Here is a 13789-nt window from a genome sequence, read left to right on the forward strand (position 1 = left end):
CCCTTGAAGTCCTCGCCTTCGCCGGCCTGTGCTGCTGCCTGCACGCTGACACCTCACGTCGCTACTCCGTACCTGGGGTTCGCGGTCTTCCCGAGCGGTCTGCCTCCGACCGGTCTTTCCGAGCAGTCTTCCCGATAGGTACGGACGCGGGCCCCGCGGCGCTCACCACGTGGGCCGGGCGGACACCCCGCCGTCCACCACCAGGTCGTGCCCGGTGATCCAGGACGCGAGCGGCGAGGCCAGGAACACACAGGCGTCGGCCACGTCCTGCGGGCTGCCGAGCCGCCCCAGGGGCGCCGCGCCGGTCCACCGCGCCACGCCCTCCGGCCAGTCCCGCGCCAGGCCCTCCCGGTCGATCAGCCCTGGTGAGACCGTGTTCACGCGGATGCCCCGGTCGCCGTACTCCAGGGCCGCCGCCCGCGCGTGCGCCACCACGGCGGCCTTGGACGCCGAGTAGTGGGCGTGCCCGGGCGCGGGATGCCCCGCCTCGATCGACGCGATGTGCGTCACGGAACCGCCCGGCGCCATGAGCTCGGCCGCCGCCTGGGTGCACGCGAAGACAGCGGTCAGGTTGGTGTCCACGACCGCCCGCCACTCGGCCGCCGGCATCCCGGGCAGCGGCCGCACGGGCTGCACCCCCGCGTTGTTGACCAGCGCGGTCAGCCCGCCGCCCCACTCGGCGGCCGCACGGACCAGCCGCCGGCACTGCTCCTCGTCCCGCAGATCCGCTTCCAGTACGACGGCCCGGGCGCCCGTCTCCTCGATCCGGGCCGCCGTCTCGCGCGCCGCCGCCACCGCCGTACGGCAGTGCAGCGCGACCGCGGCGCCCTCCTCGGCGAACCGCAGCGCGATCCCCCGCCCGATGCCGCCGCCCGCGCCCGTGACCAGGGCGACCCGGCCCTCCAGGAGTCTCATGGGCGGCACAGTCCCGCGATCCGGTCGGCCTCGGCCGGATAACGCGCCGTCAGCGTGCGCGCGTCCCCGTGCTCGTAGTCCGCGTAGGTGAAGCCGGGCGCCATGGTGCAGCCGAAGAAGGTCCACGCGCCCCGGGTCCTGGCCCCCATCCAGGTGCCCGCCGGCACGGTGAACTGGGGGTGCTGGCCACCGCGTATGTCCGGGCCCAGGACGGCGGCCGTCGCGGTGCCGTCCGGGGCGAGGAGCAGCAGGTCCAGGGGGTCGCCGAGGTAGTGGTGCCAGATCTCGTCGCTGGGGAGGCGGTGCAGGGCGGAGTAGTCGTCCGCGGTCAGGAGCGCGACGATCGCCGTGCCGTGCGGTCTGCCGTCGGCCCGCTCCGGACCCGCCCAGGTCTGCCGGAACAGCCCGCCCTCACGCGGGATCGGTTCCAGTCCGTAGTGGGCGACGAGGTCGTCAGGCGTCACCCGGGAAGGCTACCTCCCGGGTGAGAAAGGCCAGTTGGGCGTGTTTCTCGGGCAGCCGGACGTCCGGCAGGTCGATCTCCGGCAGGACCACCCGGGGCCCGGCCGTGAAGCCCTGCTTGAGGAAACGGGCCACCGCCCTGTCGTTGCGCACGTCGGGATCGACCACGACCCGTCGGCGGTCCAGGCCGAGCAGGACGTACGAGGCCACCGCGCCCAGCAGCGCCGACGACCAGCCGGGACGCGCGGCGCCGGGAGCGGTGGGGGCGAGCAGCAGGTGGACGCCGATGTCGCCGGGGCGGACCTCGTAGCACTCGCTGACCCGGTCGGCCTCCGGGTCGTAGGTCTGGAGCAGCCCGACCGGTTCGCCGTCCTTCTCCAGCAGGTAGGCGTGGTGGGTGTCGAGGGTGTCCAAGTGGGCGTAGACCTCGGTGACTTGGTCCTCGGTGAGGCCGTTCATGCCCCAGAAGGCGGCCCGTTCCTCACTCACCCAGGCGTGCACGGTGGCGGCGTCGGCGTGCGGGTCGAGGCGCAGGACGCGGACGGTGCCGAAGCCGTGGACGGTCTGGGTGTGGACGGCTTCGCGGGTGGTGGTGCTGCCGGGCATCAGATTCCTTCCTTGGTCAGTTGCCGCCAGTCGGTGACGACCGGGGCGAGCTCTCCCCTGAGCCACAGGGGGAGTTGGTCGTGGTGGTGGGCGGAGCCGGGCAGGCCCGAGGCGCCCATCGGGACCACCCAGAGGCTGTCCTCGCGGCGGGCCAGGTCCCAGACGTAACGGGCGGCCGGGCCGCGCGCGGCGAGATCGGTGAGTCCGGGCACGGCGGAGGTGCACAGGACGCAGTCGTGATCGCCGGAGAGGGCGGGGAGTTCACGGTCCGCGTCGGGCAACGCCCGCCAGGCGGCGAGGCGATGGGTGTCCCCCCAGACACCTCGCGGCGGCTCGGCGGCGACCTCCTCCAGCGCCTCCCGCACGGTCCCGTCCCGGTCGATGCCGTACAACTCCTCGGCGCGCAGCAGGTGTTCGAGCGCGAAGGCGATACGGGGGACCAGGCCGAGCCAGGGGAGCAGGACATCGGGGTAGGCGGGCGGGTCGGCCAGCGCGGCGAACGCGGGGTGCGCTGCGAGCCGCCGTACGACCGCACCGCGTACCGCGGCGTAGAGCGCGGCCTCGTGACTGCTCGCGTCCATGCGGCGGTCCCAGTGCCGAAGGGTGTCCCTGACGGCGGCGGCCCCGGGGCTCAGGTCGTCCAGGGCCGTGGCCCGGTCCAACAGGGGCTGGGCGGAGGCGAGATGGGTGTCCGTGTGGATCGACGGCATGTCGGCGGGCGACCAGCGCTCCTTCTCCGCCAGCAGTCCGGCGATACGGTCCGCCCGGTGCGGCGGGGCGAACTCGACGCCGAGCGGGGTGGCGGGGCCGCGCTGGTTCGCCATCACGGCGACACCGTCGACGAGCCCGGCCCGCGGGGTCGTGTGCCGCCCCCGCCACTCGTGCCCGGGCTCCCAGGCGGGCACGAGCCGCGTCCGGTTGGCCTCGTCCCGCACCGGCACGTACCCCGCGACCCGGTGCAGCAGCCCGCCCTCCGTGTCGGCGGCCTGCACGACGTTCACGGGCTCGGCCCACAGCTCGAACGCCCGGTCCACGTCGGCGACTTCGCGGGCGCGCAGCAGGGGGAGGAGGGCACTGAAGCCGAGGTCTTCGGTGACTCGGGGCGGGTGGCGGAGGGAGAGGGCAAGGCGGAAGGGGAGGGGGGTGTCGGGGGCGGGGTGTGCGGTGGTGCGGGTGTCCGGCGAGGTGTCGTCGGGAGTCCTGGTTCTGGCCGTCTGCGTCCGGGCGGTTCCCGTCCTGGCCGCCCCCGCCCCGGCAGTCCCCTCCTCCAGCAGCACTCCCCCGTCCAGTCCCTCGGGTCCGCCCACGATCACCGGGCCGCGCTCGGTCTCGATGATCTCGACCTCGACCGGGGGCTCGCCCGCGATCTCGATCGTCTCCGTGTGGCGGGTGGCCCGGTGCCAGAGGCCGTCCGGGCCCAGGGCCTCCACCCCGGCGCCCGTGCGGCGCAGGCGTTCGCGGTAGAGGTCCTGGTAGTCGGCCATGGCGTTGGTGATGGACCAGGCGACCGCGCCGGTGTGGCCGAAGTGGGCGATGCCGGGGATGCCGGGGACGGCGAGGCCGACGACGTCGAACTCGGGGCAGGACAGGCGGATCTGCTGGTAGACGCCGGGGTCCTCGATGTAGCGGTGCGGGTCGCCGGCGAGCAGGGCGTGGCCGCTGGTGGTGCGGGCGCCGGCGAGCAGCCAGCCGTTGCTGCCGGAGGTGCCGGGGCCGTCGGTGGCGAACAGGCCGACCGACTCCGGGCCCAGGTGCCGTATCGCCTCCTCCCGCCAGAGCTTGGCCGGGAAGCCCGCGAAGAGGAGGTGGACGGCGAGCCAGACGCCGAGCGGGGTCCAGGGCTCCCAGCGCCCGGGGGCGAGACCGGCCCGCGCGAACTCGGGGGCCTCGGTGCCCGGCAGCTCGTCGTTGACCCCGTCGACGTACGCCCGGACCCAGTCGGCCGTCTCCGGGTCCCGTCTCTCCAGCGCTCGGAAGCACCGTCTCGCGGTGTCGTCGAGGCGGACCCGTCTCGCGAGGGTGTCCCAGGACAGCGCCCCGGCGCCGAGGAACGCGGCCGAGGTGCCCTGCGCGCGGTGCCGTTCGACCTCCAGCTGCCAGGCCCGGTCGCGGGCGGTGACCCGGCCCTGGGCACGGGCGAGTTCACGAGCGCCGTCCGCGCGGAGGTGGGGTATCCCCCAGGCGTCGCGGTAGATCTCGATGCTCACCCTCGGACCCGCTTCCATTTAAGTTAGGCTTACCTAAGTTCGCTTGGTGTGGGAATCGTACGTGAAGGGTGAAGAGACCATGGGGCAGGGGCACGGCTGGGAGGGCGCGGTCCTCCGACTGCTGCGGGCGAAGGACTTCGAGTTCACGGTGACGGGCGGCGAGGACGTCACCGACGAGTACCGCCGGGTGCGCTTCACCGACGGCGGGATGCTGGCCGTCACCGGCGTCCACCCGACCATGTGGGTCCGCCTCTGGTTCGCCGCCGCGGGCAAGCCCCACCAGCGCGCCTACACCCTGGTCGACCCGGACCCCGAGGCGGGCACCTTCACCCTGGAGTTCGCGCTGCACGACGGCGTGGCCAGCGACTGGGCCCGCACGGCGAAGCCCGGCGACACCATCGAGGCCACGGTCCACGGCACCGGCTTCGACCGCCCCGACCCCGAGCCCTCCCACGTCCTCGCCTTCGGCGACCCGGCCTCCCTGCCCGCCCTCAACTCCCTCCTCGGCGCCCTGGACTCGTCCCCGGCGACCGTCTGGTTCGAGGGCGGCGGCGAGGACCTCCCCTTCCGCACCGACCCGTCCCGCCACGAGGTCCGCCGGGTCCTGCGGCTCGACTCCGGCGCGCATCTGGTCGCCCAGGCGAAGGCGGACCTGCCGGAGTTGCTCAGGGCCCACCCGGACGCGTACGTCTGGATCGCCTGCGACACGAGGACGACCCGCACCCTCTCGTCGTACGTCCGCAAGGACCTCGGTGTCCCCAAGGAGCGGGTGAACGCGCTCGGCTACTGGAGGGACCAGCCCACGGGCTCCCGGTAGAGGGGTGCCGCCGACGGGGGCATGATCGGGGTCATGGACGTCACCCTGCACCTCGCCCAGGACCCCGAGGCCGACGAGCTCCTCGGCCGCTCCCCGCTCGCCGCGCTGGTCGGGATGCTGCTGGACCAGCAGGTTCCGATGGAGTGGGCGTTCAAGGGACCCCGCACCATCGCGGACCGGCTCGGCGCCGACGACCTCGACGCGCACGAGATCGCCGCGCAGGACCCGGAGGCCTTCGCCGCGCTGCTCTCCGAGAAGCCGGCCGTGCACCGCTACCCCGGCTCGATGGCCAAGCGGATCCAGCAGCTGTGCCAGTACCTCGTCGAGCACTACGACGGCCGGGCCGAACTGGTCTGGAAGGGCGTCGAGGACGGCCGCGAACTGCTGCGCCGCCTCCAGGAACTGCCGGGCTTCGGCAAGCAGAAGGCCCAGATCTTCCTGGCCCTGCTCGGCAAGCAGCTCGGCGTGCAGCCGAAGGGCTGGCGAGAGGCCGCGGGCGCCTACGGCGAACCGAAGTCCTTCCGCTCCGTCGCCGACATCACCGGCCCCGAGTCACTGACCAAGGTCCGCGCACACAAGCAGGAGATGAAGGCGGCGGCGAAGGCGGCGGGGAAGTCGTAGCGGGCTGAGGAGTCCTGGTCGGCCGGGTGGCCATGTGACCGTGTGACCGTGGTCAGCCGGGTGGCCCGCCCCGGGTGGCAGGGGCGCGGACGCCGGTCGCAGCATGGATCATGACCGAGTTCGACGACCGCTTCGACGACCGTACCGACGACCGCAGGGCCCACGCGGGCCACCCGCCGGGCACGTCCCCGCCCGCCGCTCCCGAACCGCCCTTCGAGGGTCCCCTGCACACCCTCGCCCGGGCCGCCTGGCAGGTCGTCCTGCTCACCGGTGTCGCCTCCCTGATCCTGGGCGTCCTGGTCCTGGTCTGGCCCGGCGCGTCCCTCCTCGCGGCGGGTGTCCTCTTCGGCGTCTACCTCCTGATCAGCGGCGTCTTCCAGCTGATCGCGGCCTTCGGCACCCACAAGTCCACGGCATTGCGCGTCCTCGCCTTCATCAGTGGCGCGCTGTCGATCCTGCTGGGCCTGTTCTGCCTGCGCGGCCCCATGCGCTCGATCCTCCTGCTCGCCCTGTGGATCGGCATCGGCTGGCTGATCCGCGGCATCACCCAGACCCTCGCCGCCGCGTCCGACCACTCCATGCCGGCCCGAGGCTGGCAGATCTTCCTCGGCGCCCTCACCTTCATCGCCGGCATCGTCCTGATCGACTCCCCCTTCGAGTCGGTGGCCGTCCTGACGCTGGTCGGGGGCATCTGGCTGGTCGTGGTGGGGGTGGTCGAGATCGTCACGGCGCTGAGTATCAGGGGGCGGGCCGACGGGGTGCCGCGGGAGGTGTGAGGGCCATGGGGGGGCGCGGGTTGGCGGGCGTTGTGGGACGGCCGTGCTCAGCAGACGCCGTAGAGGGAGTCGGGCTCGTGCCGTGGGGGCGAGCGGGCCGGTGATCGCCGCGCATTAGGGCTGCCCGGGTTCACGAGGCAGCGTGAGGGCGCCGGTGTTCGGCGAGCAATGCGTGTGGGTCAGCGGGCAGTGTGAGAGCGAGCGGCTTCCTGCTACGGCACGAGCGTCCCCGGGTCCTCCACGCGGGGTGAACGCGATCGTGTTCGCCGCGCCGTACGACCTCCGTGCGGGCGCGGTCGTAGCAGTATTCGCACGGCAGCCGCGCCCGGCCGACGGCGCTGCGGCTGTCCGTGGACCCGCTGAGCCGTCTCTCGCGCTCCGAAGAGCACCCGCCGCCGGCTCCACCCGCTCTCGGCAATCGCTGCTACGACCGGGTGAATCCCACGGCCGAAGTGATGAACCAGGCGCGTCGGACGGGGAGACGACCTGGGTGAGCACCGTACGACGCCTTTCTCGCAGCCACGCGTGGCTGCGTGCGGTCGTGCTGCTCCTGGCCCTCCTGGTACCGGGCGCGCCCGTCCATACGCACGCGGCGCCGCCCGTCGCGGCCGGCGAGATCGTCGAGTACGACGTCCTGGACACGGCGCTGCGGCCACCGGCCCGTGCCGCACACCGGACGGCCGTACCGTCGCGCCCCGCCCCACGACGGGACACGGCACCGCCCGCCGCCCCTGAGGCCCGCCCTCATCCCGCGCCGCCGCGGCAGCCGTACGCGCTGCCCGCCCTGCGTTCCGTGGTCCTGCGCTGCTGACGGAGCCCGCTTCCGAGGCCAGTCACCCAGCACGAGGCAAGGAACACCGTCATGCCCATCGACCCGTACGCGGTCCTGCGCGCCCTGCTGCGCGCGGAGGCGGCACGCAGCACACCGAAACCGCAGCACCAGGACCGGAAGTCGCCGGTGAAGGAACCGAAGCGCGGCTGATCCACCGGAGGGGGCGGGCCTACCGCCTCCTCCGGGCCGTACCGAAGACCGAGCGGGTGATCTCCCGCCCGATCTGCGTGCCGAGTGAGCGCGCGAGGGACTTGAACATGCCGCTGCCCACGACCTGTTCGACCACGGAGGGATCCCCCTTGGGAGCTTTCTGCGCCCTGGGAGCCTGCTGTTCCTTTGCCGGCGGGGGCGCCTCCCGCGAGGGCCTGGCGTTGAGCTTCTCGTAGGCCGACTCTCTGTCCACAGCCTGTGCGTAACGCCCGTACAGCGAAGAGGACTCGACCGCGGAGTCGAGGGCGGCGGCGTCGATCGGCCCCATGAGGGACTCGGGCGCCCGCAAGCGGGTCGCGGCGACCGGTGTCGGGGCGCCCTTCTCGCTCAGCACGGTGACGACCGCCTCGCCCGTCCCGAGCCCGGTGAGCAGCTCCTCCAGGTCGTAGGCGGAGTTGGGGAAGGTCTTGACCGTGGCCTTCAACGCCTTCTGGTCGTCGGGCGTGAAGGCCCGCAGCGCGTGCTGGACCCGGTTGCCGAGCTGGGCGAGCACGTCGCCGGGTACGTCCTTCGGGGTCTGCGTGACGAAGAAGACGCCGACCCCTTTCGAGCGAATCAGCCGGACGGTCTGCGTGATGGCGTCGAGGAACGCCTTCGAGGCGTCGTTGAAGAGCAGATGCGCCTCGTCGAAGAAGAAGACGAGCTTCGGCTTGTCGGCGTCCCCGACCTCCGGCAGATCGTGGAACAGGTCGGCGAGCAGCCACATCAGGAAGGTCGAGAAGAGCTGCGGCCGGTCCTGTACGGCGGCCAGTTCGAGGACGGAGACGAGCCCGCGCCCGTCCTCCGCCGTCCGCAGCAGCTCACCGGTGTCGAACTCCGGCTCCCCGAAGAAGCCGGCCATGCCCTGCGCCTCGAAGGCGGTGAGGGACCGCAGGATCACCCCGGCCGTGGCGGTGGAGAGGCCGCCGATGTTCTTCAGCTCGGCCTTGCCCTCGTCGGAGGTCAGGAAGGCGACGACCGCCCGGAGGTCCTTGAGATCGACGAGTTCCAGCCCTTTCTGATCGGCGTAGTGGAAGATCAGCCCGAGGGACTGCTCCTGGGTCTGGTTGAGCTGGAGCACCTTCGACAGCAGCACGGGCCCGAAGCTGGTGACGGTGGCCCGCACGGGAATGCCGTGCCCGATCCCACCGAGGGCGTAGAACTCGGCGGGGAACCCGGTGGCCACCCACTGCTGCTGTACGTCGGCAGCCCTGGCCTGCACTTTCTCGTTCTCCGTACCGGGCGCGGCGACCCCCGACACATCCCCCTTGATGTCCGCGAGGAAGACCGGAACGCCCTGGGCGGAGAGCTGCTCGGCGATGAGCTGGAGGGTCTTGGTCTTGCCGGTACCGGTGGCGCCGGCGACGAGCCCGTGCCGGTTGAGCATCGGCAGGGGGATCCTGACCTGAACGTCCGGCAGACAGGCGCCGTCCCACAGGAGCGCGCCCAGATCGAGCGCGGGTCCGGTGAAGGCGTAGCCCGAGGCGATCTCCAGGGCCTCGCGCGGCAGGGCCGCCGAGCCGGGTTTTGCCTCCGGCATGGAACGGTCGGCAGTTCCCGCGGGACCCCTCGACACGCCCCCAGCCCCGCCTTCTCGCTCACTCATGGCAGACCCCTGCTCCCGTTATGCACGTTTTATTGCTCTTTTTCCAGCGTCGCACTCGGTCGCCATGGCTGCGCCCGGAAGGTCTTGACCGGTAGGCTTTCCGTGTGATCTTCAAGCGCATCGGAAACGGCCGGCCGTACCCCGACCACGGCCGGGAAAGCACCCGGCAGTGGGCGGACGTCGCGCCGCGCCCGGTCCGCCTCGATCAGCTCGTGACGACCAAGGGGCAGCTCGACCTGGAGACCCTGCTCGCCGAGGACTCGACGTTCTACGGCGACCTGTTCGCGCATGTCGTGAAGTGGCAGGGCGACCTCTATCTGGAGGACGGTCTGCACCGCGCGGTGCGGGCGGCACTCCAGCAGCGCCAGGTGCTGCACGCGCGTGTGCTCGAGCTGGACTGAGTGACCGCCCTGTAAAGGTTTGGCCCTTTCGGGTTCTCCTGCGCGGTGGTCAATGATCATCTAGTAGGCATCGCCGCCCGAGCGCACTACGCTGCGCCCATGAGCATGCTGACTCCCCCCGGCATGGGCGGTAAGTACCGGATCACGGGAGACAAGTACCCCCGGATGCGTCGGCCTCGACGACGTGGCCGGCTGGTGTTCGGGGTGGTGGCCTCCGTGGCCGCGCTGAGCCTGGTCGGCTGGGGCACGCTACAGCTCATCGACGTCTTCACGGGCGGCGACAAGGCCTCGGCGGCCGGCCCCAAGTCCGACTGCGCGACCAAGGCGACGCCGTCCCCCACGCCGTCCCTCGCCGCCCTCCCCAAGCCGGCCCAGATCACCGTCAACGTCCTGAACGCCACACCCAGAGGCGGCCTCGCCAAGAAGACGGCGGACGAACTCAAGAAGCGCGGCTTCAAGATCGGCGACGTGGGCAACGCGACGGCCACGTACGACAAGAAGGTCAAGGGCGCCGGAATACTGCTCGGCTCCGCCTCCGCCCTCAAGACCTCCCTCCCCGTCCTGAGCACCCAGCTCGCCTCTGCGGAGACCCGCACGGACACCCGCAAGGGCGCCGAGATCGACCTGATCATCGGCACAGCCTTCAAAAACCTCACGGCCAGGCCTGCGGCGGACAAGGCCCTCTCCGCCCTGGGCGCGCCTCGACCTACGGCTTCTGCGACTTCTGGGGGCTGCTGAGTTCGTCGTAGAGGCGCGGGCAGCTACGCTGGGCTTGAGCCGGGCGCCTATTGGGGGTGCCTCGTGGTGTGGTCGGGCGGGTGCGGGTGCGTCGTGGCTGGTCGCGCAGTTCCCCGCGCCCCTGACGAGCTACACCTACCCTGCGCCGATACCCGACCCCCCTCGACCACGGCGCCCCACGCGCGCCACGATGGGCCGTCAGCCGCCGACGGCGCGCAGGGGACGGGGTGGGGGGTGTCCGCCCGCAGCGGCCGGCGTCCGTTACAGAGCCCCCTTTTGATGGACCGAGCCGCCGGACCGAGGACGGATACCCCCCACCCCGGCCCCGACCCCACCACCACGAGGACGCGCTACACACGCCCCCACCGGGGCCGAGCGGGCCGCCGCAGGCATCCAGGGGCGCGGGGAACTGCGCAAAACGCCCGCCCCCACACACCCGCAGACGAACGAATCCGCAGCTACTCCGCCGCCCCGTACAGCCGATCCCCCGCATCCCCCAGCCCCGGCACGATGTACCCGTGCTCGTTGAGGTGATCGTCAACCGCCGCCGTCACCACGGTCACCGGCGTCCCCGCCAGCTCCCGCTCCATGATCTCGACACCTTCAGGCGCCGCCAGAAGAACCACGGCCGTCACATCGTCCGCACCGCGCCGGATCAGCTCACGGATCGCCGCGACCAGCGTCCCGCCCGTCGCCAGCATCGGGTCGAGGACGTACACCTGCCGCTCCGACAGATCCTCGGGCATCCGGGTCGCATACGTGGACGCCTCCAGCGTCTCCTCGTTGCGGATCATCCCGAGGAACCCCACCTCGGCGGTCGGCAGCAGCCGCATCATGCCGTCCAGCATGCCGAGCCCGGCCCGCAGGATCGGCACCACCAGCGGCCGAGGGTAAGAAAGCTTCACACCGGTCGTCGAGGCGACCGGCGTACGGATGTCGACCGCCTCCGTGCGCACGTCGCGCGTGGCCTCGTAGGCGAGCAGGGTGACCAGCTCGTCGGCGAGACGACGGAAGGTCGCGGAGTCGGTGCGCTGGTCGCGCAGCGTGGTGAGCTTGTGGGCGACCAGTGGGTGGTCGACGACGTGGAGACGCATGTCCACAACAGTAGCCGGGTCCACCGAACCGCTCGCGCTGGCGTCAAACCGCCCGACCGGGGGAAAGTGGGAAAGACGGACTGAGGTGGTGAACCGATGCCGCAACTTCCCGACCCGCCCGACCAGCACATGCCCGACCAGCACATGCCCGACCCTCCCGAGCACAAGCCGCCCGCGCGAGAGACCGACGCCGAGCGCCGCCGCCGTCGCGCCCAGTTCCTGCGCGACCTCGCGGAGGCCCGTGAACTGCGCGACCGGGTCCAGCCGCGCCGCGCCAAGGTGGCCCGGCTGCGGCACGCGATGCGTATGCGCACCTTCCGTTGGTAAGGAAGATCACGCACCGCGGGCCCCGCGGACACCGCACCCCCGGCACCCTGAACAGGTGGCCGTGCGTGGGCCCTTGGAAAAGCCGCGTACGATCCCGCTCGTGGCGGCAACGAGTGCGCTGGTGAGTCCTCCGTCGACGTGCTGATGCGCGTGCGATCAAAACCACCGGACACAGGGTGCCGAAGACGTCCCCTGAACGCCTTGTTTCTGCCACGATTCCGAGTGGGTGGGGCTCGGAGCCGAGCTCTCCCCGCCCGCAACCTCCGCCGGGGGGACCCCCAACCGGCACGCCTATGACCAGTGGGAGAGTCACGGTGTACTTCGCCGCACTGCTCGCGCGCACCGAAGACGGGTGGGAAGCGAGCGACACAGAGCTCGACGATGTGGAGAGCCTGTCGGATCTGGCCGACCTCGCCCGGGAAGCCTCGACCGAGGACGACACGGTGCTCGTACTGATCGAGCAGGAGGACGCCTGGTTCGGCGTCGTCCGCATCGACGGCGAGGAAGACCCTCGCATCTATGTCTCCGACGCCGCCGCCGCTGCCCGCAGCTCGTACGGCGAGATCCTGCTCACCGACGAACTGCTCGGAAGGGAGCCCGGCGACGACGACAGCGACCTGGACGCCCTCGACCTCGACGGCACCGAGGACGGTGAGGACGAGGACGGGGACGACGACGCCGAGGACGGCGGCTCCGCCGAGGCCGTGCCGCACGGTCCGGTCGGTGACGCGCAGGTCCTCGACGACCTGGGTGTCAGCGAGAAGGAGCTGAAGTCCCTGTCGGAGGACGCGCTCAGCGAGATCGCCGAGGCCCTCGGCGCCTCGGAGGTCCTGGAGACCGTCCGCTGACCGCACCGACCGCCCAGGACGGCGCCCCGGACCCGGTCCGGGACCGCTGGCGGGCCGCGATGCGGCTCGCCCTCGACGAGGCAGCCGGGGCGGGCGCGGACGTGCCGGTGGGCGCCGTCGTCCTGGCCCCGGACGGTACGACCGTGCTCGCGGCCGGCCACAACGAACGTGAGGCCGGCGGCGATCCGACCGCGCACGCGGAGGTCCTCGCGATCAGGAGGGCGGCGGAGCGGCTCGGCGAGTGGCGGCTGACCGGCTGCACGCTCGTCGTCACGCTGGAGCCCTGCACGATGTGCGCGGGCGCGATCGTGCAGTCCCGGGTGGACCGGGTCGTCTACGGCGCCCGCGACGAGAAGGCGGGCGCGGCCGGCTCCCTCTGGGACGTCGTCCGCGACCGGCGCCTCAACCACCGCCCCGAAGTCGTCGAGGGCGTCCTCGCCGACGAATGCGCCCACCTGCTCACGGAGTTCTTCCGGGACCGCTGAATACCGATTTCAAAGCACGCCCCACCTTGCTGTAAGGTCTCCCTCGGTAGCGTGTCCGAGCGGCCGAAGGAGCTCGCCTCGAAAGCGAGTGTGGCGCAAGTCACCGAGGGTTCAAATCCCTCCGCTACCGCTTGAGAAGGGCCCCGTCGAGAGACGGGGCCCTTCGTGCGTACTGATCACTGCCGTTACACTCGCGCCCCAGAAGGAACAGCAGCACCAGAAGCGGGGGAGGCCGCGGTGGCGGTGAACGGAAAGAAGATCGCCGTCTATGTACTCGTGGTCTTCGTGCTCTACGTGATCATCACGGACCCGGCCAAGGCCGCCGACTACGTCCAGATAGGGTTCGAGGGCATATCGGACGCCGCCAAGGCCGTGGGCGACTTCTTCACCTGGCTGGCCGACGGGGCGCACTGACCGACCGAGGAGCGCCATGATCCGCCATCTCGTCCTCTTCAAGCTCGACGAGGGTGTCGAGCGCGACGACCCACGTGTCGTGGAGGGCGTCGCGGCCTTCCGCGCACTGGAGGGCAAGATCCCCGAGATCCGCTTCTGGGAGCTCGGCTGGAACCTCAGCGACCGCCCCATCGCCTACGACTTCGCCATCAACTCCGGCTTCGAGGACACGGCAGCGCTGCGGACGTACGTCGAGCACCCGGAGCACCAGGCGGGCGTGGCGCTGTGGAAGGAGTTCGCCCGCTGGGTGATCGCGGACTACGAGTACTGAGCCGTACGGACCGGCCCCGCACCGCAACCGGTGCGGGGCTTCTTCGCGTCTTATGGCCTGAGTTGCCCCTCAACACGGTGTAACACAACGTTATGCGGTGCTTGCACACAGTGCACATGTCTTGTGATGCTATGACCGCTT

The 13789-nt window shown here is 71.7% G+C and carries 17 protein-coding genes and 1 tRNA gene; 12 read left to right on the top strand and 6 right to left on the bottom strand.

The annotated features are described in order from the left end of the window. Positions 1 to 162 precede the first annotated feature (162 nt). Genes G3I78_RS44140 through G3I78_RS44155 form a run of 4 tightly spaced genes read right to left on the bottom strand, consistent with a single transcriptional unit; the run spans position 163 to position 4190 of the window. Positions 163 to 915, bottom strand: coding sequence for a glucose 1-dehydrogenase (locus G3I78_RS44140; RefSeq protein WP_164435669.1), 753 nt, complete (start codon positions 913 to 915; stop codon positions 163 to 165). Beyond that, complete coding sequence (locus tag G3I78_RS44145; RefSeq protein WP_164435671.1) at positions 912 to 1379, bottom strand: cupin domain-containing protein; 468 nt, start codon at positions 1377 to 1379, stop codon at positions 912 to 914. The genes G3I78_RS44140 and G3I78_RS44145 overlap by 4 nt, the downstream gene beginning before the upstream one ends. After that, on the bottom strand, positions 1369 to 1983 hold the full coding sequence (locus tag G3I78_RS44150) for a GNAT family N-acetyltransferase (protein WP_164435673.1): 615 nt from the start codon (positions 1981 to 1983) through the stop codon (positions 1369 to 1371). The genes G3I78_RS44145 and G3I78_RS44150 overlap by 11 nt, the downstream gene beginning before the upstream one ends. Next, positions 1983 to 4190 carry a penicillin acylase family protein gene (locus G3I78_RS44155; RefSeq protein WP_164435675.1) on the bottom strand — a complete coding sequence of 736 codons (2208 nt, stop codon included), beginning with the start codon at positions 4188 to 4190 and terminating at the stop codon, positions 1983 to 1985. The genes G3I78_RS44150 and G3I78_RS44155 overlap by 1 nt, the downstream gene beginning before the upstream one ends. Before the next feature lie 79 nt (positions 4191 to 4269). Between G3I78_RS44155 and G3I78_RS44160 the strand changes: the two genes are divergently transcribed. The 4 genes from G3I78_RS44160 (at position 4270) to G3I78_RS44175 (ending at position 7215) form a co-directional block, all read left to right on the top strand. After that, on the top strand, positions 4270 to 5007 hold the full coding sequence (locus G3I78_RS44160) for a siderophore-interacting protein (protein WP_164435741.1): 738 nt from the start codon (positions 4270 to 4272) through the stop codon (positions 5005 to 5007). A gap of 33 nt (positions 5008 to 5040) precedes the next feature. Continuing rightward, the gene (locus G3I78_RS44165; protein WP_164435677.1) at positions 5041 to 5628 is read left to right on the top strand and encodes an HhH-GPD-type base excision DNA repair protein; all 588 of its coding nucleotides are present in this window, start codon (positions 5041 to 5043) and stop codon (positions 5626 to 5628) included. Between the two features lie 110 nt (positions 5629 to 5738). Then, positions 5739 to 6404 (top strand): HdeD family acid-resistance protein, encoded by a 666-nt coding sequence (locus G3I78_RS44170; RefSeq protein WP_164435679.1) that lies wholly within the window; start codon positions 5739 to 5741, stop codon positions 6402 to 6404. A 490-nt stretch (positions 6405 to 6894) separates the two neighbouring features. Further along, entirely contained in the window at positions 6895 to 7215 is a 321-nt protein-coding gene (locus G3I78_RS44175; RefSeq protein ID WP_164435681.1) for a hypothetical protein, read from the top strand. 190 nt (positions 7216 to 7405) lie between these two features. Here the strand turns inward: G3I78_RS44175 and G3I78_RS44180 are convergent, their stop codons facing one another. After that, complete coding sequence (locus G3I78_RS44180) at positions 7406 to 8965, bottom strand: helicase HerA-like domain-containing protein (protein WP_239158408.1); 1560 nt, start codon at positions 8963 to 8965, stop codon at positions 7406 to 7408. Positions 8966 to 9135: 170 nt separating this feature from the next. Here G3I78_RS44180 and G3I78_RS44185 point away from each other — a divergent pair, with 170 nt between their 5' ends. Then, the gene (locus G3I78_RS44185; RefSeq protein WP_003999914.1) at positions 9136 to 9432 is read left to right on the top strand and encodes a type II toxin-antitoxin system VapB family antitoxin; all 297 of its coding nucleotides are present in this window, start codon (positions 9136 to 9138) and stop codon (positions 9430 to 9432) included. 123 nt (positions 9433 to 9555) lie between these two features. Next, positions 9556 to 10170 (top strand): LytR C-terminal domain-containing protein, encoded by a 615-nt coding sequence (locus G3I78_RS44190; protein ID WP_164435743.1) that lies wholly within the window; start codon positions 9556 to 9558, stop codon positions 10168 to 10170. 458 nt (positions 10171 to 10628) lie between these two features. Here the strand turns inward: G3I78_RS44190 and upp are convergent, their stop codons facing one another. Further along, positions 10629 to 11264, bottom strand: a complete 636-nt coding sequence (gene upp, locus G3I78_RS44195) for a uracil phosphoribosyltransferase (RefSeq protein WP_164435685.1) — start codon at positions 11262 to 11264, stop codon at positions 10629 to 10631. Between the two features lie 129 nt (positions 11265 to 11393). On the opposite strand from upp, the gene G3I78_RS44200 reads away from it, so the two are divergent. The 6 genes from G3I78_RS44200 (at position 11394) to G3I78_RS44220 (ending at position 13648) form a co-directional block, all read left to right on the top strand. Continuing rightward, positions 11394 to 11591, top strand: coding sequence for a DUF4461 domain-containing protein (locus tag G3I78_RS44200; RefSeq protein ID WP_164435746.1), 198 nt, complete (start codon positions 11394 to 11396; stop codon positions 11589 to 11591). Positions 11592 to 11905: 314 nt separating this feature from the next. Beyond that, positions 11906 to 12439, top strand: coding sequence for a hypothetical protein (locus G3I78_RS44205; protein ID WP_164435748.1), 534 nt, complete (start codon positions 11906 to 11908; stop codon positions 12437 to 12439). A gap of 59 nt (positions 12440 to 12498) precedes the next feature. Then, positions 12499 to 12924, top strand: coding sequence for a tRNA adenosine(34) deaminase TadA (gene tadA, locus G3I78_RS44210; RefSeq protein WP_239158409.1), 426 nt, complete (start codon positions 12499 to 12501; stop codon positions 12922 to 12924). A 45-nt stretch (positions 12925 to 12969) separates the two neighbouring features. Then, positions 12970 to 13054 (top strand) — tRNA-Ser (locus tag G3I78_RS44215). A gap of 107 nt (positions 13055 to 13161) precedes the next feature. Beyond that, positions 13162 to 13338, top strand: coding sequence for a hypothetical protein (locus G3I78_RS51415; RefSeq protein WP_280858763.1), 177 nt, complete (start codon positions 13162 to 13164; stop codon positions 13336 to 13338). 16 nt (positions 13339 to 13354) lie between these two features. Beyond that, positions 13355 to 13648 carry a Dabb family protein gene (locus G3I78_RS44220; protein WP_164435687.1) on the top strand — a complete coding sequence of 98 codons (294 nt, stop codon included), beginning with the start codon at positions 13355 to 13357 and terminating at the stop codon, positions 13646 to 13648. The last annotated feature ends 141 nt before the right edge of the window (positions 13649 to 13789 follow it).

Origin of the sequence: Streptomyces sp. SID13726 (assembly GCF_010548375.1) — a bacterium.
Classification (GTDB): domain Bacteria; phylum Actinomycetota; class Actinomycetes; order Streptomycetales; family Streptomycetaceae; genus Streptomyces.

What these genes read in the sequence shown, in the direction of transcription:
- G3I78_RS44140 (WP_164435669.1), bottom strand. Translation starts at nt 915, where the DNA reads ATGAGACTCCTGGAGGGCCGGGTCGCCCTGGTCACGGGCGCGGGCGGC.
- G3I78_RS44150 (WP_164435673.1), bottom strand. Translation starts at nt 1,983, where the DNA reads ATGCCCGGCAGCACCACCACCCGCGAAGCCGTCCACACCCAGACCGTC.
- G3I78_RS44160 (WP_164435741.1), top strand. Translation starts at nt 4,270, where the DNA reads ATGGGGCAGGGGCACGGCTGGGAGGGCGCGGTCCTCCGACTGCTGCGG.
- G3I78_RS44165 (WP_164435677.1), top strand. Translation starts at nt 5,041, where the DNA reads ATGGACGTCACCCTGCACCTCGCCCAGGACCCCGAGGCCGACGAGCTC.
- G3I78_RS44170 (WP_164435679.1), top strand. Translation starts at nt 5,739, where the DNA reads ATGACCGAGTTCGACGACCGCTTCGACGACCGTACCGACGACCGCAGG.
- G3I78_RS44180 (WP_239158408.1), bottom strand. Translation starts at nt 8,965, where the DNA reads ATGCCGGAGGCAAAACCCGGCTCGGCGGCCCTGCCGCGCGAGGCCCTG.
- G3I78_RS44190 (WP_164435743.1), top strand. Translation starts at nt 9,556, where the DNA reads ATGGGCGGTAAGTACCGGATCACGGGAGACAAGTACCCCCGGATGCGT.
- upp (WP_164435685.1), bottom strand. Translation starts at nt 11,264, where the DNA reads ATGCGTCTCCACGTCGTCGACCACCCACTGGTCGCCCACAAGCTCACC.
- G3I78_RS44200 (WP_164435746.1), top strand. Translation starts at nt 11,394, where the DNA reads ATGCCCGACCAGCACATGCCCGACCCTCCCGAGCACAAGCCGCCCGCG.
- tadA (WP_239158409.1), top strand. Translation starts at nt 12,499, where the DNA reads ATGCGGCTCGCCCTCGACGAGGCAGCCGGGGCGGGCGCGGACGTGCCG.
- G3I78_RS44220 (WP_164435687.1), top strand. Translation starts at nt 13,355, where the DNA reads ATGATCCGCCATCTCGTCCTCTTCAAGCTCGACGAGGGTGTCGAGCGC.